Annotated in this window: 19 protein-coding genes and 1 pseudogene; 14 read left to right on the forward strand and 6 right to left on the reverse strand. The window is 38.1% G+C overall.

Annotation, left to right across the window (positions count from 1 at the left end):
* Positions 1-70 precede the first annotated feature (70 nt).
* The 3 genes from H0173_RS05655 to H0173_RS05665 all read left to right on the forward strand — a co-directional run bounded on the left by H0173_RS05655 (position 71) and on the right by H0173_RS05665 (position 3,079).
* Positions 71-859 carry an ABC transporter ATP-binding protein gene (locus tag H0173_RS05655; protein WP_221845379.1) on the forward strand — a complete coding sequence of 263 codons (789 nt, stop codon included), beginning with the start codon at positions 71-73 and terminating at the stop codon, positions 857-859.
* A complete protein-coding gene (locus H0173_RS05660) occupies positions 859-2,031 on the forward strand; it encodes a phenylacetate--CoA ligase family protein (protein ID WP_221845380.1) in 1,173 nt (390 codons plus the stop codon). Before H0173_RS05655 ends, H0173_RS05660 begins: the two co-directional genes overlap by 1 nt.
* 328 nt (positions 2,032-2,359) lie before the next feature.
* Positions 2,360-3,079, forward strand: coding sequence for a TerC family protein (locus tag H0173_RS05665; RefSeq protein WP_260631075.1), 720 nt, complete (start codon positions 2,360-2,362; stop codon positions 3,077-3,079).
* A gap of 205 nt (positions 3,080-3,284) precedes the next feature.
* On the opposite strand, the gene H0173_RS05670 is transcribed toward H0173_RS05665, so the two are convergent.
* Positions 3,285-5,333 carry a molybdopterin oxidoreductase family protein gene (locus H0173_RS05670; protein ID WP_221845382.1) on the reverse strand — a complete coding sequence of 683 codons (2,049 nt, stop codon included), beginning with the start codon at positions 5,331-5,333 and terminating at the stop codon, positions 3,285-3,287.
* Positions 5,334-5,503: 170 nt separating this feature from the next.
* On the opposite strand from H0173_RS05670, the gene H0173_RS05675 reads away from it, so the two are divergent.
* A complete protein-coding gene (locus H0173_RS05675; protein ID WP_221845383.1) occupies positions 5,504-6,553 on the forward strand; it encodes a DmpA family aminopeptidase in 1,050 nt (349 codons plus the stop codon).
* Positions 6,554-7,155: 602 nt separating this feature from the next.
* Here H0173_RS05675 and H0173_RS05680 read toward each other — a convergent pair.
* On the reverse strand, positions 7,156-7,575 hold the full coding sequence (locus H0173_RS05680) for a MarR family winged helix-turn-helix transcriptional regulator (RefSeq protein ID WP_221845384.1): 420 nt from the start codon (positions 7,573-7,575) through the stop codon (positions 7,156-7,158).
* A 98-nt stretch (positions 7,576-7,673) separates the two neighbouring features.
* Complete coding sequence (locus H0173_RS05685) at positions 7,674-8,408, reverse strand: SDR family NAD(P)-dependent oxidoreductase (RefSeq protein ID WP_221845385.1); 735 nt, start codon at positions 8,406-8,408, stop codon at positions 7,674-7,676.
* Positions 8,409-8,845: 437 nt separating this feature from the next.
* On the opposite strand from H0173_RS05685, the pseudogene H0173_RS05690 reads away from it, so the two are divergent.
* Positions 8,846-9,640: pseudogene (locus H0173_RS05690) on the forward strand (M14 family zinc carboxypeptidase); the annotation flags it as partial.
* 53 nt (positions 9,641-9,693) lie between these two features.
* Here the strand turns inward: H0173_RS05690 and H0173_RS05695 are convergent.
* Positions 9,694-9,903 carry a methionine aminopeptidase gene (locus H0173_RS05695; RefSeq protein ID WP_221845386.1) on the reverse strand — a complete coding sequence of 70 codons (210 nt, stop codon included), beginning with the start codon at positions 9,901-9,903 and terminating at the stop codon, positions 9,694-9,696.
* A gap of 164 nt (positions 9,904-10,067) precedes the next feature.
* On the opposite strand from H0173_RS05695, the gene H0173_RS05700 reads away from it, so the two are divergent.
* From H0173_RS05700 to H0173_RS05715, 4 genes are all read left to right on the forward strand, one after another.
* Positions 10,068-10,616 (forward strand): NADPH-dependent FMN reductase, encoded by a 549-nt coding sequence (locus H0173_RS05700; protein WP_221845387.1) that lies wholly within the window; start codon positions 10,068-10,070, stop codon positions 10,614-10,616.
* Between the two features lie 204 nt (positions 10,617-10,820).
* Positions 10,821-12,308, forward strand: coding sequence for an amidase (locus tag H0173_RS05705; RefSeq protein WP_221845388.1), 1,488 nt, complete (start codon positions 10,821-10,823; stop codon positions 12,306-12,308).
* Between the two features lie 167 nt (positions 12,309-12,475).
* Entirely contained in the window at positions 12,476-12,856 is a 381-nt protein-coding gene (locus H0173_RS05710; RefSeq protein WP_221845389.1) for a hypothetical protein, read from the forward strand.
* A complete protein-coding gene (locus tag H0173_RS05715; RefSeq protein WP_221845390.1) occupies positions 12,846-13,337 on the forward strand; it encodes a hypothetical protein in 492 nt (163 codons plus the stop codon). Before H0173_RS05710 ends, H0173_RS05715 begins: the two co-directional genes overlap by 11 nt.
* Before the next feature lie 50 nt (positions 13,338-13,387).
* On the opposite strand, the gene H0173_RS05720 is transcribed toward H0173_RS05715, so the two are convergent.
* Together H0173_RS05720 and H0173_RS05725 are read right to left on the reverse strand one after the other, a co-directional pair.
* A complete protein-coding gene (locus tag H0173_RS05720) occupies positions 13,388-13,723 on the reverse strand; it encodes a L,D-transpeptidase (RefSeq protein ID WP_221845391.1) in 336 nt (111 codons plus the stop codon).
* A gap of 138 nt (positions 13,724-13,861) precedes the next feature.
* On the reverse strand, positions 13,862-13,963 hold the full coding sequence (locus tag H0173_RS05725; protein ID WP_221845392.1) for a YjcZ family sporulation protein: 102 nt from the start codon (positions 13,961-13,963) through the stop codon (positions 13,862-13,864).
* Positions 13,964-14,267: 304 nt separating this feature from the next.
* Between H0173_RS05725 and H0173_RS05730 the strand changes: the two genes are divergently transcribed.
* From H0173_RS05730 to H0173_RS05750, 5 genes are all read left to right on the forward strand, one after another.
* Positions 14,268-15,128 (forward strand): MurR/RpiR family transcriptional regulator, encoded by an 861-nt coding sequence (locus H0173_RS05730; protein WP_221845393.1) that lies wholly within the window; start codon positions 14,268-14,270, stop codon positions 15,126-15,128.
* On the forward strand, positions 15,125-16,261 hold the full coding sequence (locus H0173_RS05735) for a M20 peptidase aminoacylase family protein (protein WP_221845394.1): 1,137 nt from the start codon (positions 15,125-15,127) through the stop codon (positions 16,259-16,261). Before H0173_RS05730 ends, H0173_RS05735 begins: the two co-directional genes overlap by 4 nt.
* A 2-nt stretch (positions 16,262-16,263) precedes the next feature.
* Complete coding sequence (locus tag H0173_RS05740) at positions 16,264-17,106, forward strand: GNAT family N-acetyltransferase (protein WP_221845395.1); 843 nt, start codon at positions 16,264-16,266, stop codon at positions 17,104-17,106.
* 18 nt (positions 17,107-17,124) lie between these two features.
* On the forward strand, positions 17,125-18,231 hold the full coding sequence (gene menC / locus H0173_RS05745) for an o-succinylbenzoate synthase (RefSeq protein WP_221845396.1): 1,107 nt from the start codon (positions 17,125-17,127) through the stop codon (positions 18,229-18,231).
* Between the two features lie 86 nt (positions 18,232-18,317).
* Positions 18,318-19,397 (forward strand): YkvI family membrane protein, encoded by a 1,080-nt coding sequence (locus H0173_RS05750; RefSeq protein WP_221845397.1) that lies wholly within the window; start codon positions 18,318-18,320, stop codon positions 19,395-19,397.
* The last annotated feature ends 59 nt before the right edge of the window (positions 19,398-19,456 follow it).

The raw sequence follows: 19,456 nt of genomic DNA on the forward strand, positions 1-19,456 counted from the left end.
TTTACAAGACGCCCTCTTTTTGAAAATGCATACTTTAACTGAAACTTTTGCTTCTTTTGAGGAGGATACTATGTTAACGATTAATAATGTAGAGGTCATGTACGACCGAGTCATTCTCGTCCTAAAAGGAATGTCAATGGTCGTTCCAAAAGGAAAAATTGTAGCCTTGTTAGGGAGTAATGGTGCGGGAAAAACAACGACCCTAAAGGCAATATCAGGACTTCTGAAAAGTGAGAATGGAGAAGTGACTGACGGATTCATTGAACTTTATGGAGAAAGAATCGATGTCAGCGACGCTGAAGCGATCGTAAAAAAAGGAATCTTTCAGTGTATGGAAGGACGCCGAGTGTTTGAACATTTAACAGTAGAGGAAAATTTAATTGCTGGGGCTCATACACGGAAAGACCGGAAAAATATTAAGAATGATATTCAAAAAGTTTATCACTATTTTCCGAAGCTTGAAATGCTTAAAAGTCGGCAGGCAGGTTATTTGTCAGGCGGTGAGCAGCAAATGCTTGCCATCGGCAGGGGAATTATGGCAAAGCCTAAGGTTTTGCTATTAGATGAACCATCCCTTGGACTGGCCCCACTTCTTGTGAAAGAGATTTTCGCTATCATTAAGAAAATTAATGAAGAAGAGGGAACGACTATTTTAGTAGTTGAGCAAAATGCAAATGTGGCGCTGTCTATTGCTGATTACGGCTATATTATGGAAAACGGGCGCATTGTGATGGACGGAACTGTTGATAGATTACTAGCTAATCAGGATGTACGCGAATTTTATTTAGGAATGAGCGACAAGGGCAGAAAGAACTATAAAAATATTAAGTCCTACAAAAGAAGAAAGAGGTGGCTGTAATGGATGCATTAAAGGCAGTTATTCAATATGCCTATGATCATGCAGCAGGCTTCAAAGCAGTCATGGCAGAATCTGGACTTACACCAAATGATATTCAAACAGTCCACGATCTTGATAAAATCCCTGTCTTAAAAAAGGATCAATTGCCAGAGCTGCAAGCAAGAAATCTCCCATTTGGCAAATTTGCAACGATAGAGGCAGCTGAAATGGCGAGAATATTTATGTCTCCAGGTCCGATTTATGATCCGCAAACTCATGAGGGTGATTTTTGGAGATTTTCTGAAGCTTTAGCAGTTGCCGGTTTTGGAAAAGGGGATATTGTCCAAAATACATTTTCCTACCATCTTTCACCAGCAGGATTTATGTTTGACTCCGCGCTTAGAAGATTAGGTGCTGCTGTCATTCCGGCAGGAACGGGGAATAGAGAGCTTCAAATTCAAGTCATGAAGGATTTGCAAGTGACGGGTTATACTGGAACTCCAAGCTTTTTCTCAATTCTCTTAGATGCAATCGAGGAAAAAGGCTGGACTATAGGAAAAGAGATTGTCATAAATAAAGTCTTTTTTACAGCAGAAATGGTTACAGCCGATATGAAAAGAAGGTGTGAGGAAAACGGAATATTGATATATGAAGGGTATGGAACAGCTGATTGCGGATGTATTGCCTATGAGGACAAGGCAGGACCGGGCTTAAAGGTCACAAATTCCGCGATTGTTCAAATTTGTGATCCGCTAACAGGTGAAGCAGTTGTTTCAAGTGAAGGAGAAATAGTCGTCACCTTGTTGGACAAAAGTTACCCTCTCATTCGATTTGGCACTGGAGACCTGTCCAGATGGGTAGAAGGATATGAAGGAGAACGAATAGCTGGTATTCTTGGAAGGGTAAGTGATGGCGTTAAAGTAAAAGGAATGTTTGTGAGAGAAAGACAACTTACACTTGTTTTATCAGAAGCCGGCTACGATACATTTCAAGGGATCGTCACAAAAGTCCATGGCCAAGATGAATTTGAATTATTAATAGAGACTGAGGAAGAACTTAGTACTAAACTAATTGGAAAAATTCAGGACGTCATCCGCATAAAACCTATTCTTAAAAAAGTTCCACTTGGAAGTATTAACAGGAAAGAAAAGCGGATAGTTGATAAAAGAATAATGGAAGTAAAGAACAGTTAGAAGATGAGGGTGTGCCTCATCTTTTTTTATTGCTTTCTTTATATAGATTATATTTTTAACCTTTTATTAAGTTTGACCTATTACTTGAAACTAGCCTATAAATTAATATTTCATTATAATAATTTATACGGAGTTTTACTCTTTTCTTTCGATAGGGCATAATGAATTTATTGGTTTGGCATCTTAAGAAAGAAGTGTGATACGGTTAATTAATTTGATATTGATTTTACTCAGAATAAAATAGATTTTTATTACGTTAAAGGAGTCTTTTATTGTGCAAATTCTTAATCACCTATTAGATACGTATGCTTCGTTTTTCGATTGGGAAATGTGGATCAAAGTTTTGTCTGACCCAGTTTCATGGGGGTATATTGGATCATTAGTTATTTTGGAAGGATTATTATCCGCGGATAATGCTTTAGTTTTAGCAGTAATGGTTAAGCATCTTCCAAAGAAACAGCAAAAGAAAGCATTAACATATGGGTTGTTCGGAGCGTATTTTTTCCGTTTTATCTTTATCGGTCTGGGGATGCTGTTAATCAAGTTTTGGTGGATCAAAGTACTTGGTGCGGCGTATTTAGCGTGGATTGTCATCAAGCATTTCTGGCTTGGTGAGGAAGATGAAGAAGCGAGCGGCATGAAAAAGGAAAGCTGGTTAACCCGCACATTTGGAGTGTTTTGGGCAACCGTTATTTCAGTAGAAATAATGGACTTAGCGTTTTCAGCAGACAGTATTTTAGCTGCTTTTGCCGTATCTGAAGAAGTTTGGATATTATTAATTGGCGGGATGCTTGGAATATTAATGATGCGAACTGTAGCCAAAGTCTTTCTTGTTCTTATTGAGAAAGTACCTGAACTTGAAAACACCGCATTTATCCTAATTGCAATTATTTCAGCAAAAATGTTTGCTAGTGTCTTTGGGTTCGAGCTTCATCATTTAATATTTTTCGCGATTTTAATTTTAGCCTTTATCGGAACATTTATTATCCATAATATTAATAAGAAAAAACGTGGAGAAGATGGATTGCCATCTGCTGAGGAAAAATAATTGAAAATGAATGGGTGCCTTCATTGTATGAATGGCACCCATTTTTCAAAAAAAGAGAAAGAATAACTTTCGAGTCTGAGAAATGTCTAGCTCCAGCGCCTACCCCCTCGAGGTCACAAGCCGTTCCTCCCAGAAAGGTAAAGAACACCTTTCCGAGAGGCTCGTCTTGTGCTTGTCGGGGGTGATCAAGGCGCTTGCGCTCTTCTTATGAGTATTGAATTTTTTCTACCCCAACCCGGCCGGAAAAGAATGTTGCGCCGCCGCCCATATCGGATAGACGATCTGGAGTTAATGAGTTAACATGCTGCTTCTTGCCTTTAGCATCTGCCCATAGTCCTTGAGTAACAACCACTCCTGGAAGGACATTTTCTCCAATAACAGCTTTCAAAACGCACTCGCCGCGGTGATTCCACACACGCACCATTTCTCCATCCTCAATATTTAATTGAAGAGCATCTGCTTCATTCATATGAATTTTTGCTTCTTTCTCTAGTGACACATGCTTCTCATTGTTAGAGAATGTCGAGTTTAAGAAATTATGATTTGGTGCCGGCACGAATAAAAATGGCAATTCACTATCTTCGACAATTGGAATATATGTCGGTAAAGCAGGAAATCCATCCGCTGTCATTCTTTCTGAGTAGAGCTCAATTTTTCCGCTTGGTGTAGGAAGCTTACCAGGAAATAATGGTCGAATATCCGCTTTTACATATTGATTTTCTACTAAGCGTTCATAAGTGATGCCTGACAAATAAGGATTATTTGGATTATCTAGCGCTTGTGCGATCATTTCTTCCTCAGTTTCTTTAAAGGCTGGTTCATCAAAGCCCATTCCTTCAGCTAGCAGGCGGAAAACCTCCACATTGGATTTTGCTTCTCCATATGCCTCAATAACCGGCTGCTGAATTTGCATATAGTGATGCCAATAGGAGCTATAAAAATCCGTATTTTCAAAAGAGGATGTCGCAGGCAAAACAATATCCGCGTATTTGGCTGTTTCTGTCATAAATAGATCATGGACAACCATAAATAAGTCGTCACGCTCAAGCCCTTTTCGCACTTTATTGCCTTCTGGTGCTACAACTGCAGGATTACAGCTATATACAAACATTGATTTTATCGGCGGATCTAATTCAAGCAGGGCTTGTCCGAGCAAATTCATATTAATAACACGAGTGTTCTTCTTTTCAAGTAAATCAGGTTGCTGCAGTTTAACATCGTTATGAGCTAAATAACCTGAATTTCCTTTAATCACACCGCCGCCTTTTTTTAGCCATTGACCTGTTAAAGCAGGGAGGCAGGCGATGGTCCGAATAGCCATACCGCCATTATCATGGTGCTGCAGCCCATTTCCGATTCGGATATAGGAAGGAGATGTGCTGCCATACATTCTAGCAAGCTGATAAATATCGTCGACCGAAACACCTGTTATGGCAGAAACCGTTGCTGGATCGTATTGCAAAACATGCTCGCGCAGTTCTTGATGACCGACAGTGAATTCATGTAAAAAGGCTTCATCGATTAAATTATCAGCAAACAAAATATGCATGATTCCAAGAGCAAGCGCTGTATCTGTACCAGGTAAAATGGGAATAAACCAATCAGCAAGACGGCCAGTTTGATTTTTATGGACATCAATGACGACGATTTTCGCACCATTTTTTCGAGCTTTTTGTGCAAGTGCCACCTGATGCATGTTTGTGCTTACCGCATTCACACCCCAAAAGATGATTAGTTTAGAGTGAACAGTATCTTCCGGGTCAATGCCAAAGCTTCCACCCATTGTGTACTTATAACCAGCAGTTCCAGCAGCCTGACAAATTGTGCGGTCAAGCTGGGTAGCGCCAAGACGATGGAAGAAACGGCGATCCATGCTTTCTGCTGTTAAATTGCCCATATTGCCATAAAAGCTATATGGCATAATGCTTTCAGGACCATCTGATGCAATAAGTTCCTTCCAGCGGGAAGTGATCGTTTGGATCGCTTCATCCCAGCCTATTCTTTCAAATTTTCCTTCGCCTTTTCGGCCAATTCGCTTTAATGGATATTTCAATCGCTGTTCGTCGTTTATACGTGCTGTCATATTCCGAACCTTATTGCAAATATTTCCTTTTGTGACAGGGTGATTTGGATCTCCTTCAACCTTTACAATTTTCCCATCCTCTTTATGTAGTAGCAGTCCACATTGATCTGGACAATCCAGCGGGCAGACAGAGGGAAAAATACCATTGCGTTCATGAACAAAAGAAGGCATTATCATTCTCCTTTATAGAAAGAATTAATAGATTATTAGAAAATGTTTATTCGTATTTACTATCATAAAATAGTTTAATAAGACTAGCAATAAAATGAGATGGAAAGTATGACAGCTTCCTTTGCCATTTGTTATGATGATAGAAAAAATGAGAAGACTTTGGAGGATATATGGGCAAAAAGATAAGAGAACGCGGATATAAAATAGGTTCATTAAAACCAGGAAAGAAAAATTGCATTACGGATGTGGAAGGTGTAAAGGTTGGTCATGTCACACTGGATTATCCATTAGAAGGGGAAGACTATGCATGTACAGGTGTTACAGCCATCCTTCCACATGGCGGCAACTTATTTACTGATAAGGTTGTTGCTGCTAGTTATGTAATAAATGGCTTTGGAAAATCAACCGGTCTCGTTCAAGTAAATGAACTTGGGATCATTGAATCGCCAATTATGCTGACAAATACGTTTGGAGTTCCTGCTGTAACTCAAGGTACATTAGAATACATGCTGGAGATGAATCCGGAAATAGGAGATACAACCGGGACGATAAATATTGTAGTCGGTGAATGTAATGATGGAGTTCTAAATTCAATTCGAAAATTTCCTGTTCATTCTAAACATGCGATTGAAGCGATCACGAATGCGACAACAGATCAAGCTGAGGAAGGTGCGGTTGGAGCAGGTAAGGGAATGGTTTGTTTTGGCTATAAAGGAGGTATCGGAAGTTCATCGAGGATTATCGCTGATGAAAATGAAAACAAAGATTACATAGTGGGCTGTCTCGTTTTATCAAACTTTGGCTCGAGAGAAGAATTTCCTTTTAATAAATACCCTGATCTTCAATCGGAAAAGGAAAGTGTGACTAAGCCAGCTGATGGATCGATTATAATCATTTTAGCAACAGATATTCCTCTAAGTGATCGGCAGCTGCAAAGAGTAGCGAAACGCTGCGGTATTGGTCTTGGAAGATCAGGTAGTCATTTTAGCCATGGGAGTGGAGATATCGTCATTGCTTTTTCAACAGCCAATAGAGTATCCCATTTTTCTCAAGAAAACTTTGAAATCGCGAAGCATATTCGAGAAGATCAGCCGATTTTTAATACAATCTTTGCAGCCGCTGCAGAAGCTGCCGAGGAAGCCATTATGAATTCACTATCCCAGGCCGAAACAACTACAGGGAGAAATGGAAAAATTGTAGAGAGTCTATTTGGTGAATAATACGGGAAAGCTAGAGAGATAAAGGAAGATATTGGACAAGAAAAATGGAAAACCGGTGAAAGCTGTCCAATAAAGAGTTTATCGGACAAGAAAAGTGGAAAACCGGTGAAAGCTGTCCAATAAAAGAGTTTATCGGACAAGAAAAGTGGAAAACAGGTGAAATCTGTCCAATAAAAGAGTTTATCGGACAAGAAAAATGGAAAACCGATAGAACCTGTCCAATAAAAGAGTTTATCGGACAGGAAAAGCGGAAACCGGTAGAAGCTGTCCAATAAAAGAGTTTATCGGACAAGAAAAGGGAAAGCAGGTGAAATCTGTCCAATAAAAGAGTTTATCGGACAAGAAAAATGGAAAACCGATAGAACCTGTCCAATAAAAGAGTTTATCGGACAGGAAAAGCGGAAACCGGTAGAAGCTGTCCAATAAAAGAGTTTATCGGACAGGAAAAATGGAAAACCGATAGAACCTGTCCAATAAAAGAGTTTATCGGACAGGAAAAGCGGAAAACCGGTGAAAGCTGTCCAATAAAAGAGATTATCGGACAAGAAAAGGGAAATTCAGTGTAAAGTTGTCCAATAAAAAGGAAAAAGCAATGAAAGCTGTTACCAGCCTTCATTTAATTTTATATAGATGGCAAGAAGCTGTTGGCGCTCCTCTTCGGTTAAACGTTCAAAAAGCTGTTTTCGCAGCGTGACGCCTTCTTCATGTGCTTTTTTTAATATTTTTTTTCCCTCATCCGTAATGTCTAAGTAAAGGATTCGTTTGTCCTTTTCATCTCTTAATCGGATTGCCAGTTTTTGTTTAATTAATTTTTCTGATAAATGTGTAATGGATGGGGGAGCAAAGCCTAATCGGTCCGCAATGTCTGATGGGCGGCTTTTGCCATGCTCTTTGAGATGACTGAGGACTAATACATGGGAAATGCCAATATTCTCATTAAACATTTGATTCCATTTAATTATCATATTATTAGTTGCTTTTTCCATGATATGAATAAGTTCAAATATTGTCTGATTTTCCATATTTCCGCTCCTTTCAAAATTAATCATATCATATAATAAGAAAAGCCTCTTCTAATAAGAGAGAGGCTTTTAAATGTTTAAACGAGCGAGTAAAAATATTACTGAGCAGAATAACCGCCGTCTATCGTTAATTCAGCTCCGGAAATATAAGAAGCTTCATCAGATACAAGGAATAGAGCAGCGTTTGCAATATCAGCTGGTTGTCCTAAACGTTTAAGTGGAGTCATTGCAATAAGCTGCTCAACTGCTGCTTGAGAAGATTGCAATCCTTTTGTCATCGGTGTTTCAATAACACCTGGGAATAAAGTATTTACACGAATGCCAGAACGGCCAAATTGAACGGCAGCCGCTTTAGAAATAGCGCGAACAGATCCTTTAGATGCTGCATAAGGATTTACACCCATACCAATTTGAGCTGTATAAGAAGAAATATTTACAATAGCACCTGACTTTTGCTCTTCCATGTAAGGGAATACATGTTTTAAGCCAAGGAATGTTCCAAAGCCGTTAATAGCAGATAGTTTTTGCCAGTCATCCATAGTAACGTCTTTCATTGGCTTTTCAGAAGAAATACCAGCATTATTTACTAGAATATCGATACGGCCGAAACGCTCTTTTACGTCTTGTAATAATTGCTTCCAATCTTCTTCATTAGAAACATCTAACTTTAAGCCATGGACATTTTCTTTTTGGCTTGCTCTTTCTAATGCTTCTTGATTGATATCAGCTGCAATAACAGTTGCGCCTTCTTTGCTAAAAAGATCTACCATATATTCGCCGATACCTGAAGCCCCACCAGTCACAATTGCTACTTTATTATCTAATCTTCCCATTCTGATTTCCTCCTTGTTGTTAAAAACTGCAATGTATTATTTAGACATCTAAATAATACCACAAAACTATTTAGATGTCTAAGGACTTACATGTGTTACTAGAAAAATTTTTAGTTAGAGATTAATAGGCAGACTATCCAGCGCCTGAACCAGAGTTATTACAGCCACCTTTGCGTGTAATCTCTCCATATTATGGCCACTATTTAGTAATTAATGTATGAACTTCAATCTGAGCAGAAAAATATTTTGATCTTCCCTTGCTGAAAAATATTGAAAGTTTAACTACTTATTATGTAAAAAATAATGGGGGTAAAACTTTTTATCATACTAAGGAATGGTGAATTCCACAGTATTCGACAAAAATTATTGATTCATACTTCGAGATCTTAATGCTTATATCCTATCTTCCTTATTAAAAAATTTAGCAAGTTGCAATGAATAATCCAACGATTTTATTCCTAACTCAGCAGCACGGAAATGAACAGCTTACTACAGAAGGAGCTCTTGAATTTATTAAACATTTAGGAACTGGCAAAACAAAAGGTATTCTTGAAAATGTAAACGTTCTCATCATTCCGATGCTAAATGCTGATGGAGCAATGGGGGATGTTAACTTCTCCTTAGATAACTATTTAGCTGATGGAGATCGCCATTTAACACGCTATAATGCAAACTATGTAGATTTGAACTGTGAACATGATAAAGCGTTAAGCAAAATGGAGCCAGAGGCTAGAGCATTGCATGAAAATGTTTTACAAAAGTATAAAATTGATTACATGATTGATTTACATCATCAAGGTACATTAAGTGAAACGGAAGGGCAGCTTGTTTCTGGATCTATTCTTTATCCGACAACGCCTAATGTAAAGCCTGAAGTATTAGAGGGATCTAAGAAACTAGGTTCGGTCGTCTATCATACTATTGAGCCGACTGGCTGGGGCCATCTTGGAAAATATGATGGTGGATCAACTAATAATATAGGCCGAAATGGAATCGCAGCTGATTATAATATTTCTACGTTATTATTTGAAATGCGCGGAATGTCGGATCATTACATTGAATCTTATGCGATTGGGCAAAAGAGTAATGGCTACCTAATTAAGCAAACGATTACGACATTAAACGCGACCGTAAGAGCTATAGCCGATGGTTCTATTGAAAGTGCAGATACTAGTTTTTGGAATACATTGCCAATCCAAAGAAGTAGAGCGGGCGAGGAAGCTGATGAATAAGTAAATAGAGGCAGGGGGCATGTCTAGAAATAGATGAATGCTCCCTGGTTAAATTATTCGAGTTCAGTCCAATCTTCATATGCTCCGCTTCCATTGCAGCCAGGACAATCAAGTAAATTGCCATAGAACGCAAATTCATTTGCTGGGTAAGGCATAAAGCCTCTTCCATAGCAATCAGGACATTTGTTCATCTCTTTCATTTGCGAAACATGATTTTCATACCTTGCAGCTCTCCAGTCATTGAATGATTTCATAAGCCCCATATTATTCATCACCTCCACTTACTTTTTCCCTTATTGTTTTAATAATTGGATCTTTTTATACATGTGATCTTTTTATCGCAGTGCATAACATATTGTTAGAACACGTACACTTACAATAGATGGTGGATTTCGAGGAAATACACGGGAAAGGAGTTTAAATATTAATGAAGATTTTAGGGATTTCTGGTACGATTATTGGTTCAAAAACCGCTGTTTTAGTAGATACAGTTCTTAAAGAAATCAAAGACAGATATCCGGAAATTGAAACAGAATTGCTTGATTTAAGAAAATATCATATGGAATTTTGTGATGGCAGAAATCCAGATTTATATAATGAAGATACGAAGAAGATCATGAAGAGAGTAATTGAGGCTGATTTCTATGTCATTGGTTTTCCCATTTTCAATGCATCCATTCCAGCCCCGCTAAAAAATATATTTGATTTGCTGCCTCCATCTGTATTTAGGCATAAAGTAATGGGATTCGCAGCAAACGGGGGAACCTATCAGCATTACCTTGTGATTGAAAATCAAATAAAACCAATAGCAGGGTATTATCGGTCATATGTTGCCCCTAGTTATGTGTATTTGAATAATTCGCATTTCAATGAGCAGAATGAAATTCGTGACGAAGAAATTTTAAAACGAATAGAAGAATTGGCAGAAGAATTGGTCGTTCTGCAAAAAGCATTAGTCAGAAAAAATGAAAAGTAGGTTTCAATAAAATTGTTGTATTTTGAAATATTAATATAGTCTGCTTTAATTCATTTATAACTCAAACATCCAGAGTCTATTACGTAGCCTGGATGTTTTTTTATTAGTATTGCAGAGCTAAATTGGACATTATTACAATATAAATAATAGTGGAAATAAATGGTTTTTGGAAAAGGAACAGTTAAGAGGGGTGAGGAAGCGATAATGATTAATTATCAGAATTATGACGGTTTGGGACTTGCTGAATTAGTTGCGAAAAAGGAAGTGCATCCGAAAGAGCTCGCAGAGGCAGCAATTAAGTCTATTGAATTGAAAAATCCAAAGCTTAATGCTGTCATTCATAAAATGTATGATAAAGCACTTAAGTCTGCAGAATCCGAATTGAAAGGAACATTTGCTGGTGTGCCTATGCTGATAAAAGATATTGCACAAGAAGCTGAAGGGGAGCCGCTTACTCTCGGTTCGAAAGGATTTTCTCGTTACCGGGCGAAAGCAGATTCTATATACGTAAGCCAATTAAGACGCACAGGCGCACTTCTATTAGGATATACGAATGTACCTGAATTTGGTTTAGTAGCAGTTACGGAACCTAAATACTATGGGGCTGCTAAAAATCCTTGGAATGTTAACTTTACGCCAGGAGGATCGAGCGGCGGATCAGCTGTGGCAGTTGCATCAGGAATGGTGCCGATTGCAGGTGCCAATGATGGAGGAGGTTCAATAAGAATCCCTGCTGCATACTGCGGTTTATTTGGGTTAAAGCCGACTAGGGGTAGGACACCTGTTGGTCCAAAGCATGGGAGAAGCTGGCAGGGAGCTTCAGTTGATCATGTACTAACAAAATCTGTACGTGACAGTGCAGCCATGCTAGATGAACTATCAATTATGGAAAAAACAGCAGCTTTTCATGCACCGCCATATCAAGGAAGCTATCTGACAGCAGCAAGCACACCTTTAAAAAATGATGTTACATTCGCATTTTCTATCTCGTCTCCAATTGGAACAGAGGTGCATCATGAATGTAAGGAAGCCGTTTTGAAAACAGTTAAAATCCTAGAATCATTGGGTTATAGAATAGAAGAAGCAGATGCACCAGTGGACGGAAACAAAATCACTAACAGCTATTTAACGATGTATTTCGGTGAAACCGCAGCATTAATAGCCTCATTAGAAGAAGTGCTCGGCCGAAAAGCCAATTCTAGTGATGTAGAACAAACAACTTGGCTATTAGGGCTCCTAGGAAAAGCTACCTCTGCGGAGGAATTTGTGCTAAGTCTAAAGGAATGGGATAAAGCAGCTTTTAAAATGGAAGAATTCCATGAGACTTATGACTTTTATATTACACCGACAACAGCATTTCCACCTGCAAAAATTGGCGAGCTTGATCCTTCCCAAACAGAAAAAATGCTGATCAATATAATTGGGAAATTAAAAATGGGAAATCTATTGAAGAAAGCTGGCATTGTTGATCAGCTTGCACAGAAAAATTTAATGAGAACTCCTTATACCCAGCTGGCAAATCTAACAGGACAACCAGCGATGTCGGTTCCGCTTCATATGACAGAGGATGGATTACCGGTTGGAGTACAAATAATGGCTGCAAAGGGTAAAGAAGATCTTCTTTTTCAATTAGCAGGATTGCTAGAACAGACAGAATATTGGATAGAATTGCAAAACAATCCTTCTTTTTAGGTAGGAATACAGCTATAAGCAGGGTAATAAAATATTCTATCTTCTCCTTATTTTGTAACAGACTTATGACAATTGATCTGTTTTGCAGATTTAAATAGAAATCTAGTCTGCATGATGTATAATATTAAAATGCAAGATCATCATTTAGGTAAGGGAGGAATAGAATGATGGGATGGGCAATAGCCATTTTGTTCCTTGCAGCAGTCGTGCTGCTCATTTTATCGTTTTATAAATCGGGGCAAAATTCAACTAGACTAGAGCAGCAGATAGATCAACTTACCTTCACTTTAATGGAAGAGGTGTATCAGCTCCAGCAGCAAATTAGAAATCTGGAAATTGATGCTGACATCACTGCTAAGGAAGGAACGAGTTCGGTTCCTTATGAAAAAAGACAGTTGCTGCGTGATATGATTGACTTACAAAAGCGTGGGTATTCTGTAGAGAGTATTTCGTCAGAGAAACAGATAGATCAGGCCGAGGTCGAACGCATGCTTGCTTCCTATGTTAAACAGAAGGATGAAAGGAGCAAGGTTGCCAATGACATCTAAAGAGATGCGCAGCTTTGCCGGGGGATTACTTGTTGCGGCAAGCTTATGTGGGTTTGTTTACTTTAGCAGTTCTGCTGATGCGACGCCAGCTAGCAAGCCAGCTGAAAAACTTTCAAATGAAGAAATGAAGGATTTGCTTACAGCTAAAGGCTATGTAATTTATACTGAAAAAGAGTGGAATCAGCTAGCTGATGAAAAAGCGAAAGACAAAGAAGAGAAAAAAGACAGTCAAAAGGACAGTAAAAAAGAAAATACTGAAAAAGAAAAAGTAGTCTATAGAACTGTACTAAATGTATCTTCGGGCATGACCAGCATTGATGTTGGAAGAAGTCTTGTAAGAGCGAAAATAATCGATAATGCCAATGCATTTTCAAAGGAAGTAGAAAAGCGAGGGCTTGCGAACGAATTGCGTCCAGGTATTTACGAAGTGGAATCTGGTATGGATATGAATAAAATTATATCGATCATCTTTCCAAAATAAAATGAATGACATGCATCCTGTAATCAGGCTGCATTTTTTTATTTTTGCTTTCATTTATGAATAAAAACCTCAATACCAATTGGAACTAAAGACGATAATTCTAGTACATCGTGATTAAACATTCGAATACATCCATGCGAAACAAACCTACCGATTGAAGCTGGATTATTTGTTCCATGAATGCCGTAATGAGGTTTTGATAGCCCCATCCAAAGCACTCCGAATGGTCCACCGGGATTAGGCTGCTTGTTGATAATCGTATATGTTCCTGTAGGTGTTGGTGACAATATTTTTCCCACGGCAATCGGGTAAGTTTTTAAAAGTCTGTTTCCATTAAAAAGTTTTAATTGATGCTTTGATGTTGAAACATCGATCCATTTCACCATGATGACCAACTCCACTTTTTAATACTATATGTAGGAAACTAGGCACTTGTGAATAGGAACCCAGATTAAGATTCCTAGTGATTGAACAGCCAATTCTAGGTGCTTAATCTGGGTACTGTAATCAATTGGTTTCATAGGTTAATAACCCATGTAAGATGCACCAATAATTATTAAGAGGATAAAAAGAACAACAATTAAAGCAAAGCCGCTTCTCATTCCTCCATGACCATGAGATTCCATACCTTTCACCACCTTTATATTAATTAGTACAAAGTATGCAAATGTAATCCTTTTTGAAATGGACAAATATTGAATTAATTTATTGCTGCGTCATTTTTCATGGATTGTTTTGAAGAATCAGCACTTTTCTATAAAGTTATGAAACTTTTTATTATGGCTAACAGTTCCTCTATGAAGAATTTTCTGAAAAATGATTGTATCATTTGTCGAAATGTGTTATTTTATTAACGTGATGAAAATGAAGTGTAAACTTCACTGATTAAACCAACTTAAAGCCTACGCTTCATTTCAAAGGGAGATTTCCATGGAATTAAAGAAAATTATCCTTTATAAATACAATGAACTATCAAAGGGGCAGCAAAAAGTGGCTAACTATTTGCTCGAAATGCCGAAGGATTTTGCTATGAAGTCTGCAAATGAAATCGGTACCAAAGCAGGAGTTAGTGAAACGACAGTGATACGTTTTTGTTATGCGATTAATCTTTCTGGTTATTCCGATTTGCAAAAGAAAGTTCGTGAACAGCTGCTATTTCAGGAAAGCAGTCTTGGGGAATATCATTCTACCAAGCTGCAATTAGCAGAGGAGCCTAACTTTTTTGCCAAAGTGATGGAAAAGGATAGGGAACAAATTAAGGAAATGATGGCACTTATCAATGAAGATCAATTAAACCAATTAGTTGATCAGATTGTTAAGGCAGATGCGATTTATATTTCAGGATTAGGAACATCTTTTCCTGCAGCAAACTGGTTGTCATTTACACTTGGACTCGTTAAGGATCGCGTAAAAATAGTTAGGTCTGACACAGACGATATTGTATTTACTCTAAGTGGAATGAATAACCAATCTGTTATGATTGCCATTTCGTTTCATCGCTATTTAAAAGAAACGATTAAAATTGGCCGGCTGGCAAAAAAGCAAGGAGCATATATTGTTGGGATTACAGATTCCCCGAATGCACCAGTAAGTGAATTTTCCGATATGTTATTTCCAATATTTCCATTTAAGAAATCTTCAATTGATACAACAACTGCTCTATTTTCTTTTTTAAACGCAGTTGTAGCCGGGGTAACAGTCAAAAATTCAAATCATTTTGAAAAACGTAAAGAACAATATGAAGAATTATTTAAGGATGATTTCTTTGTAGATGGAGGAGATGCGATATGAAAAGGGAAATTGCTCAGCTAAGACCCACAATTGAGTCCCTATTTGATCACTTTCATCAGAACCCTGAAGTAAGCTGGGAAGAGTTCAAAACGACTGAATTTATTCAATCGTTTTTACAGGAGCAAGGGTTTAATGTGCAAACCTTTGATGATTGTACAGGTCTAGTAGTGGAGGCTGGAAGCGGGGATTTCTGTATCGGATTACGAACAGATATGGATGCGCTTTGGCAGGAAGTAAATGGCATCTATAAAGCAAATCACTCATGTGGTCACGATGCTCATATGACAATGGTTATTGGAGCAATGCTCCTTCTGAAAAACTTAAATATGCTAGAAAAAGGTAAGTTTAAGTTTATTTTTCAGCCAGCCGAAGAAAAAGGAACTGGTGCGTTGAAAATGGTGGAGAAGAAGGTTGTCGACGATGTTGATTTTCTTTATGGGGTTCATTTAAGACCGATTCAGGAGCTTGAGGATGGCTGTGCTGTACCAGCGATCTATCATGGAGCTGCCAAGTTCATGACAGGCGAAATTATTGGTGAGGATGCACATGGTGCAAGACCACATCTTGGTCAAAATGCGATCGAAATTGGAGCAGCCATTGTAAATGAGATAAAGGGAATTCATTTAGATCCAATGGTTCCGTATACAGCGAAAATGACTAAATTTCATGCTGGGGGAGATTCAGGGAATATTATTCCTGGAAAAGCAGTCTTCAGTCTTGATTTAAGAGCACAAACGAATAAAGTAATGGAAGAACTAACGAAGAAGGTTGAAAATATTTTTAAAGGTGTAAGTTCACTTTATGGAGTAGACATAACTTTTGAAACAAAAGCAAATGTAGCTGCAGCTGAGGTTAATTTAGAAGCAGTACAATATATGAAACAAGCGATACGGGATACGTTAGGTGAAAAAGGATCAAAAGAACCGGTCATTTCATCTGGTGGGGAAGATTTTCACTTTTATACTTTAAGAAAGCCAAGCGTTAAAGCGACAATGCTAGGTCTTGGATGCGGATTAACACCTGGACTTCATCATCCTAACATGACATTTAATCGTGAAGCTATATTCTCAGGAATAGAAATTCTAACGAAAACCATTATAAACACACTTGAGAGACAACAAGAAGGTGAATGAACATGAATGAAAGTCTTGAAATACGTACTTTACACAGCAGCAATGAAATGAAGCTTGTTCAACAGTTAGAGGAAGAGGTTTGGAAGATGAGTGCAATTCCAATTCATCAAACTGTGACAGCTGCCAAAAATGGCGGAATTATGTTAGGTGCTTTCCATCAGGAGAAGCTCGTTGGCTTCAGCTATGGATTTGCCGGATTTGATAAAAAGCAAACCTATCTATGCTCCCATATGCTCGGAATCCACCCCGAGTATCAGGATCAAGGAATTGGTGCAAAATTAAAGGAAGAACAAAAAAGAGTTGCCGCAGAATTAGGCTATGACCAAATCATATGGACTTTTGATCCATTAGAAACACGTAATGCCTACTTGAATATGAATAAGCTTCGTGGAATCTGCTCCACCTATTTTGAGAATTGCTATGGAGAAATGGATGATGGGCTTAATAAAGGCTTGCCATCTGACCGCTTTAAGATAGATTGGTGGATTAATAGCGAGCATGTTGAGAACAGCAAAGGCTTAGATGAAATTCAATCTAAGGAAGGCATCGAACTTTTCAGCTGGGCGCTGACTAGCAGTGGAATGCCTAAATTAGGGGATATCGAACACGGTTTACAGCAATATTCTCAATACAATCAGCCATTGCTTGTGCCAGTGCCTGTCAATATTCAGGAATTAAAAAAAGCTGACAGTGAACTAGCTTTAGATTGGCGCATGAAGACGAGAAGAATTTTTCAAGAGCTTTTTAAAGCAGGCTATGCAGCTGTTTCTTTACAAAAAACAGACGGAGAACCAGTGCATTTTTATGTGCTCGTTAAAGTGCAGCAATTGAGAATTAACAAGTAGAAAAGGTGGATACCAATTATGAAGATTAAAGAAATTACATTAAGACATTTAAAAATGAGAATGAAATCTCCATTTACAACAAGCTTTGGGACGATGCAGGACCGAGAGTTCATTTTACTCGAAGCAAAAGATGAAAATGGAAATAGCGGGTGGGGAGAATCTGTTGCTTTCCATTCTCCTTGGTATAACGAAGAAACACTAAAAACAAATTGGCATATGCTTGAGGATTTCCTGATTCCAGCGATATTAAACAAAGATATTAAGCATCCAGATGAAGTTTCTGACATGTTCTCCTATATTCGCAAAAATAATATGGCGAAATCAACTGTTGAGGGAGCGATTTGGGATCTGTATTCACAGGAAAAAGGCATTTCTTTAGCAAAAGCACTGGGCGGCGAAAAAACAAAAATTGAAGTCGGTATTAGTATTGGCATTCAGAATACAGTGGACGATCTTCTCAAATTAATTGACGGATATGTAACAGAGGGCTATAAACGCATGAAAGTCAAAATCAAGCCAGGCTGGGACGTTGATGTCATGAGAGAAGTCCGTAAGCATTTCCCTCATGTGCCTTTAATGGCAGATGCCAATTCAGCATACCGTTTAGAAGATATTGACCAATTACGCGCTTTGGATGAGTTTGATCTAATGATGATTGAACAGCCTTTAGCATCTGACGATATTATTGATCATGCTACACTTCAAAAACAAATTAATACACCAGTTTGCTTAGATGAAAGTATTCATTCTTATGAAGATACTCGTAAAGCAATTGAATTAGGAAGCTGCAAAATTATTAACATCAAGATTGGCCGCGTAGGTGGGTTAACGGAATCAAAGAAAATCCACGACCTTTGCCAGCAGCATAATATTCCTGTCTGGTGCGGTGGAATGCTTGAATCAGGTATTGGACGAGCACATAATGTTGCTCTGACAACGTTAGATAATTTCATCCTGCCAGGAGACACAGCTGGATCTTCGCGCTATTGGGACAAGGATATTATCGATCCAGAAGTAGTTGTGAAAGATGGCTATATTACAGTTCCAGACGTTCCTGGAATCGGGTATTCACCGAATAGGGAGACGATTAAACAATTTACTGTTAGTGAAAAAACTTTTTCTTAATGATTTTACAAGGAGAGAAGTACCATTGCATGGCTTCCTCTCCTTTAAAATAAATTATCAAAAAATTCAATTTAATGGGGGCTTTTATGAAAAAAAGTATTCAACTTGCAGGGGCATATATTGGTACGATTGTTGGTGCTGGGTTTGCTTCTGGACAAGAAGTTTTGCAGTTCTTTACGAGCTTTGGAGTTATTGGATTCGCAGGTGCTGCTGTAGCGACATTTCTATTTGCATTTTTAGGAATGCAAATTACTCAAATCGGAAGCAGATTACAAACACATTCACATAAAGATGTTGTGTATAGTATTTGTGGAAAATATCTTGGAATTGCAGTAGATGTCATCATTACATTCTTCTTATTCGGAGTTGCCGTGATCATGTTTGCCGGTGCAGGAGCAACCTTCCAGCAGCAGTTTGGTATTCCAAGTTTCGTTGGCAGCTTGATTATGGTAGCGCTAACAATCTTTGCTTGTTTATTCAATGTTGAAAGAGTAATTAACATTATTGCTGCTGCAACACCTGTATTAATTGCATTAGTACTTATTATTGCTGCGTATTCACTATTTACGATGGATACAAGCTTTGCAGAGCTTCAAGCAATTTCTGAAGGACAAAAATCAGCAGCATCTAACTGGTTTGTTTCAGGGCTTTTGTATGTATCATTTAACATCGTATGTGGTATTCCAATGCTTGCTGTTATGGGCGGAACAACGAAAAATGCTAAGATTGCAGGAATGGGCGGAATTTTAGGCGGATTAGGATTAGGATTAATGCTAATCTTAATTAACCTAGGGATGTTTACTAGACTTGACGCAGTTGGAAGTCTTGATATTCCAATGCTTTACTTAGCAAATGAAATTTCTCCTATTATCGGAATTATTATGTCTATTGTTCTATTAGCGATGATTTTCAACACGGCAGTAGGGATGCTTTATGGCTTCTCAGTACGTGTATTGAAGCCTGGAACACCAAAGTTTAAAGGCTTTGTAACTGTCGTTGGTTTAGCAGGATTTGCTGCAAGCTTTGTAGGCTTCACGAAACTAGTAGGAACACTATATCCAATCACTGGTTACCTAGGCTTTGCATTAATGGCTGCAGTTGTGGTTGCATGGGTTAGAGGAAGAAAAATCAATCATAACGAGCAATTAGAAAAGAAAGCTTCTTAATAGAAATTAGGATTTAGAACTCTCCAAACTTTTGGAGAGTTTTTTCGATAAATGCAAAA

The sequence above is a fragment of the Bacillus sp. S/N-304-OC-R1 genome (assembly GCF_019749375.1).
In the GTDB taxonomy this organism is placed as follows: Bacteria; Bacillota; Bacilli; order Bacillales; family Cytobacillaceae; genus Cytobacillus.

Coding starts and splice junctions, on each gene's coding strand:
- H0173_RS05655 (WP_221845379.1), top strand. CDS start 71: ATGTTAACGATTAATAATGTAGAGGTCATGTACGACCGAGTCATTCTC.
- H0173_RS05660 (WP_221845380.1), top strand. CDS start 859: ATGGATGCATTAAAGGCAGTTATTCAATATGCCTATGATCATGCAGCA.
- H0173_RS05665 (WP_260631075.1), top strand. CDS start 2,360: ATGTGGATCAAAGTTTTGTCTGACCCAGTTTCATGGGGGTATATTGGA.
- H0173_RS05670 (WP_221845382.1), bottom strand. CDS start 5,333: ATGCCTTCTTTTGTTCATGAACGCAATGGTATTTTTCCCTCTGTCTGC.
- H0173_RS05675 (WP_221845383.1), top strand. CDS start 5,504: ATGGGCAAAAAGATAAGAGAACGCGGATATAAAATAGGTTCATTAAAA.
- H0173_RS05680 (WP_221845384.1), bottom strand. CDS start 7,575: ATGGAAAATCAGACAATATTTGAACTTATTCATATCATGGAAAAAGCA.
- H0173_RS05685 (WP_221845385.1), bottom strand. CDS start 8,408: ATGGGAAGATTAGATAATAAAGTAGCAATTGTGACTGGTGGGGCTTCA.
- H0173_RS05695 (WP_221845386.1), bottom strand. CDS start 9,903: ATGGGGCTTATGAAATCATTCAATGACTGGAGAGCTGCAAGGTATGAA.
- H0173_RS05700 (WP_221845387.1), top strand. CDS start 10,068: ATGAAGATTTTAGGGATTTCTGGTACGATTATTGGTTCAAAAACCGCT.
- H0173_RS05705 (WP_221845388.1), top strand. CDS start 10,821: ATGATTAATTATCAGAATTATGACGGTTTGGGACTTGCTGAATTAGTT.
- H0173_RS05710 (WP_221845389.1), top strand. CDS start 12,476: ATGGGATGGGCAATAGCCATTTTGTTCCTTGCAGCAGTCGTGCTGCTC.
- H0173_RS05715 (WP_221845390.1), top strand. CDS start 12,846: ATGACATCTAAAGAGATGCGCAGCTTTGCCGGGGGATTACTTGTTGCG.
- H0173_RS05720 (WP_221845391.1), bottom strand. CDS start 13,723: ATGGTGAAATGGATCGATGTTTCAACATCAAAGCATCAATTAAAACTT.
- H0173_RS05725 (WP_221845392.1), bottom strand. CDS start 13,963: ATGGAATCTCATGGTCATGGAGGAATGAGAAGCGGCTTTGCTTTAATT.
- H0173_RS05730 (WP_221845393.1), top strand. CDS start 14,268: ATGGAATTAAAGAAAATTATCCTTTATAAATACAATGAACTATCAAAG.
- H0173_RS05735 (WP_221845394.1), top strand. CDS start 15,125: ATGAAAAGGGAAATTGCTCAGCTAAGACCCACAATTGAGTCCCTATTT.
- H0173_RS05740 (WP_221845395.1), top strand. CDS start 16,264: ATGAATGAAAGTCTTGAAATACGTACTTTACACAGCAGCAATGAAATG.
- menC (WP_221845396.1), top strand. CDS start 17,125: ATGAAGATTAAAGAAATTACATTAAGACATTTAAAAATGAGAATGAAA.
- H0173_RS05750 (WP_221845397.1), top strand. CDS start 18,318: ATGAAAAAAAGTATTCAACTTGCAGGGGCATATATTGGTACGATTGTT.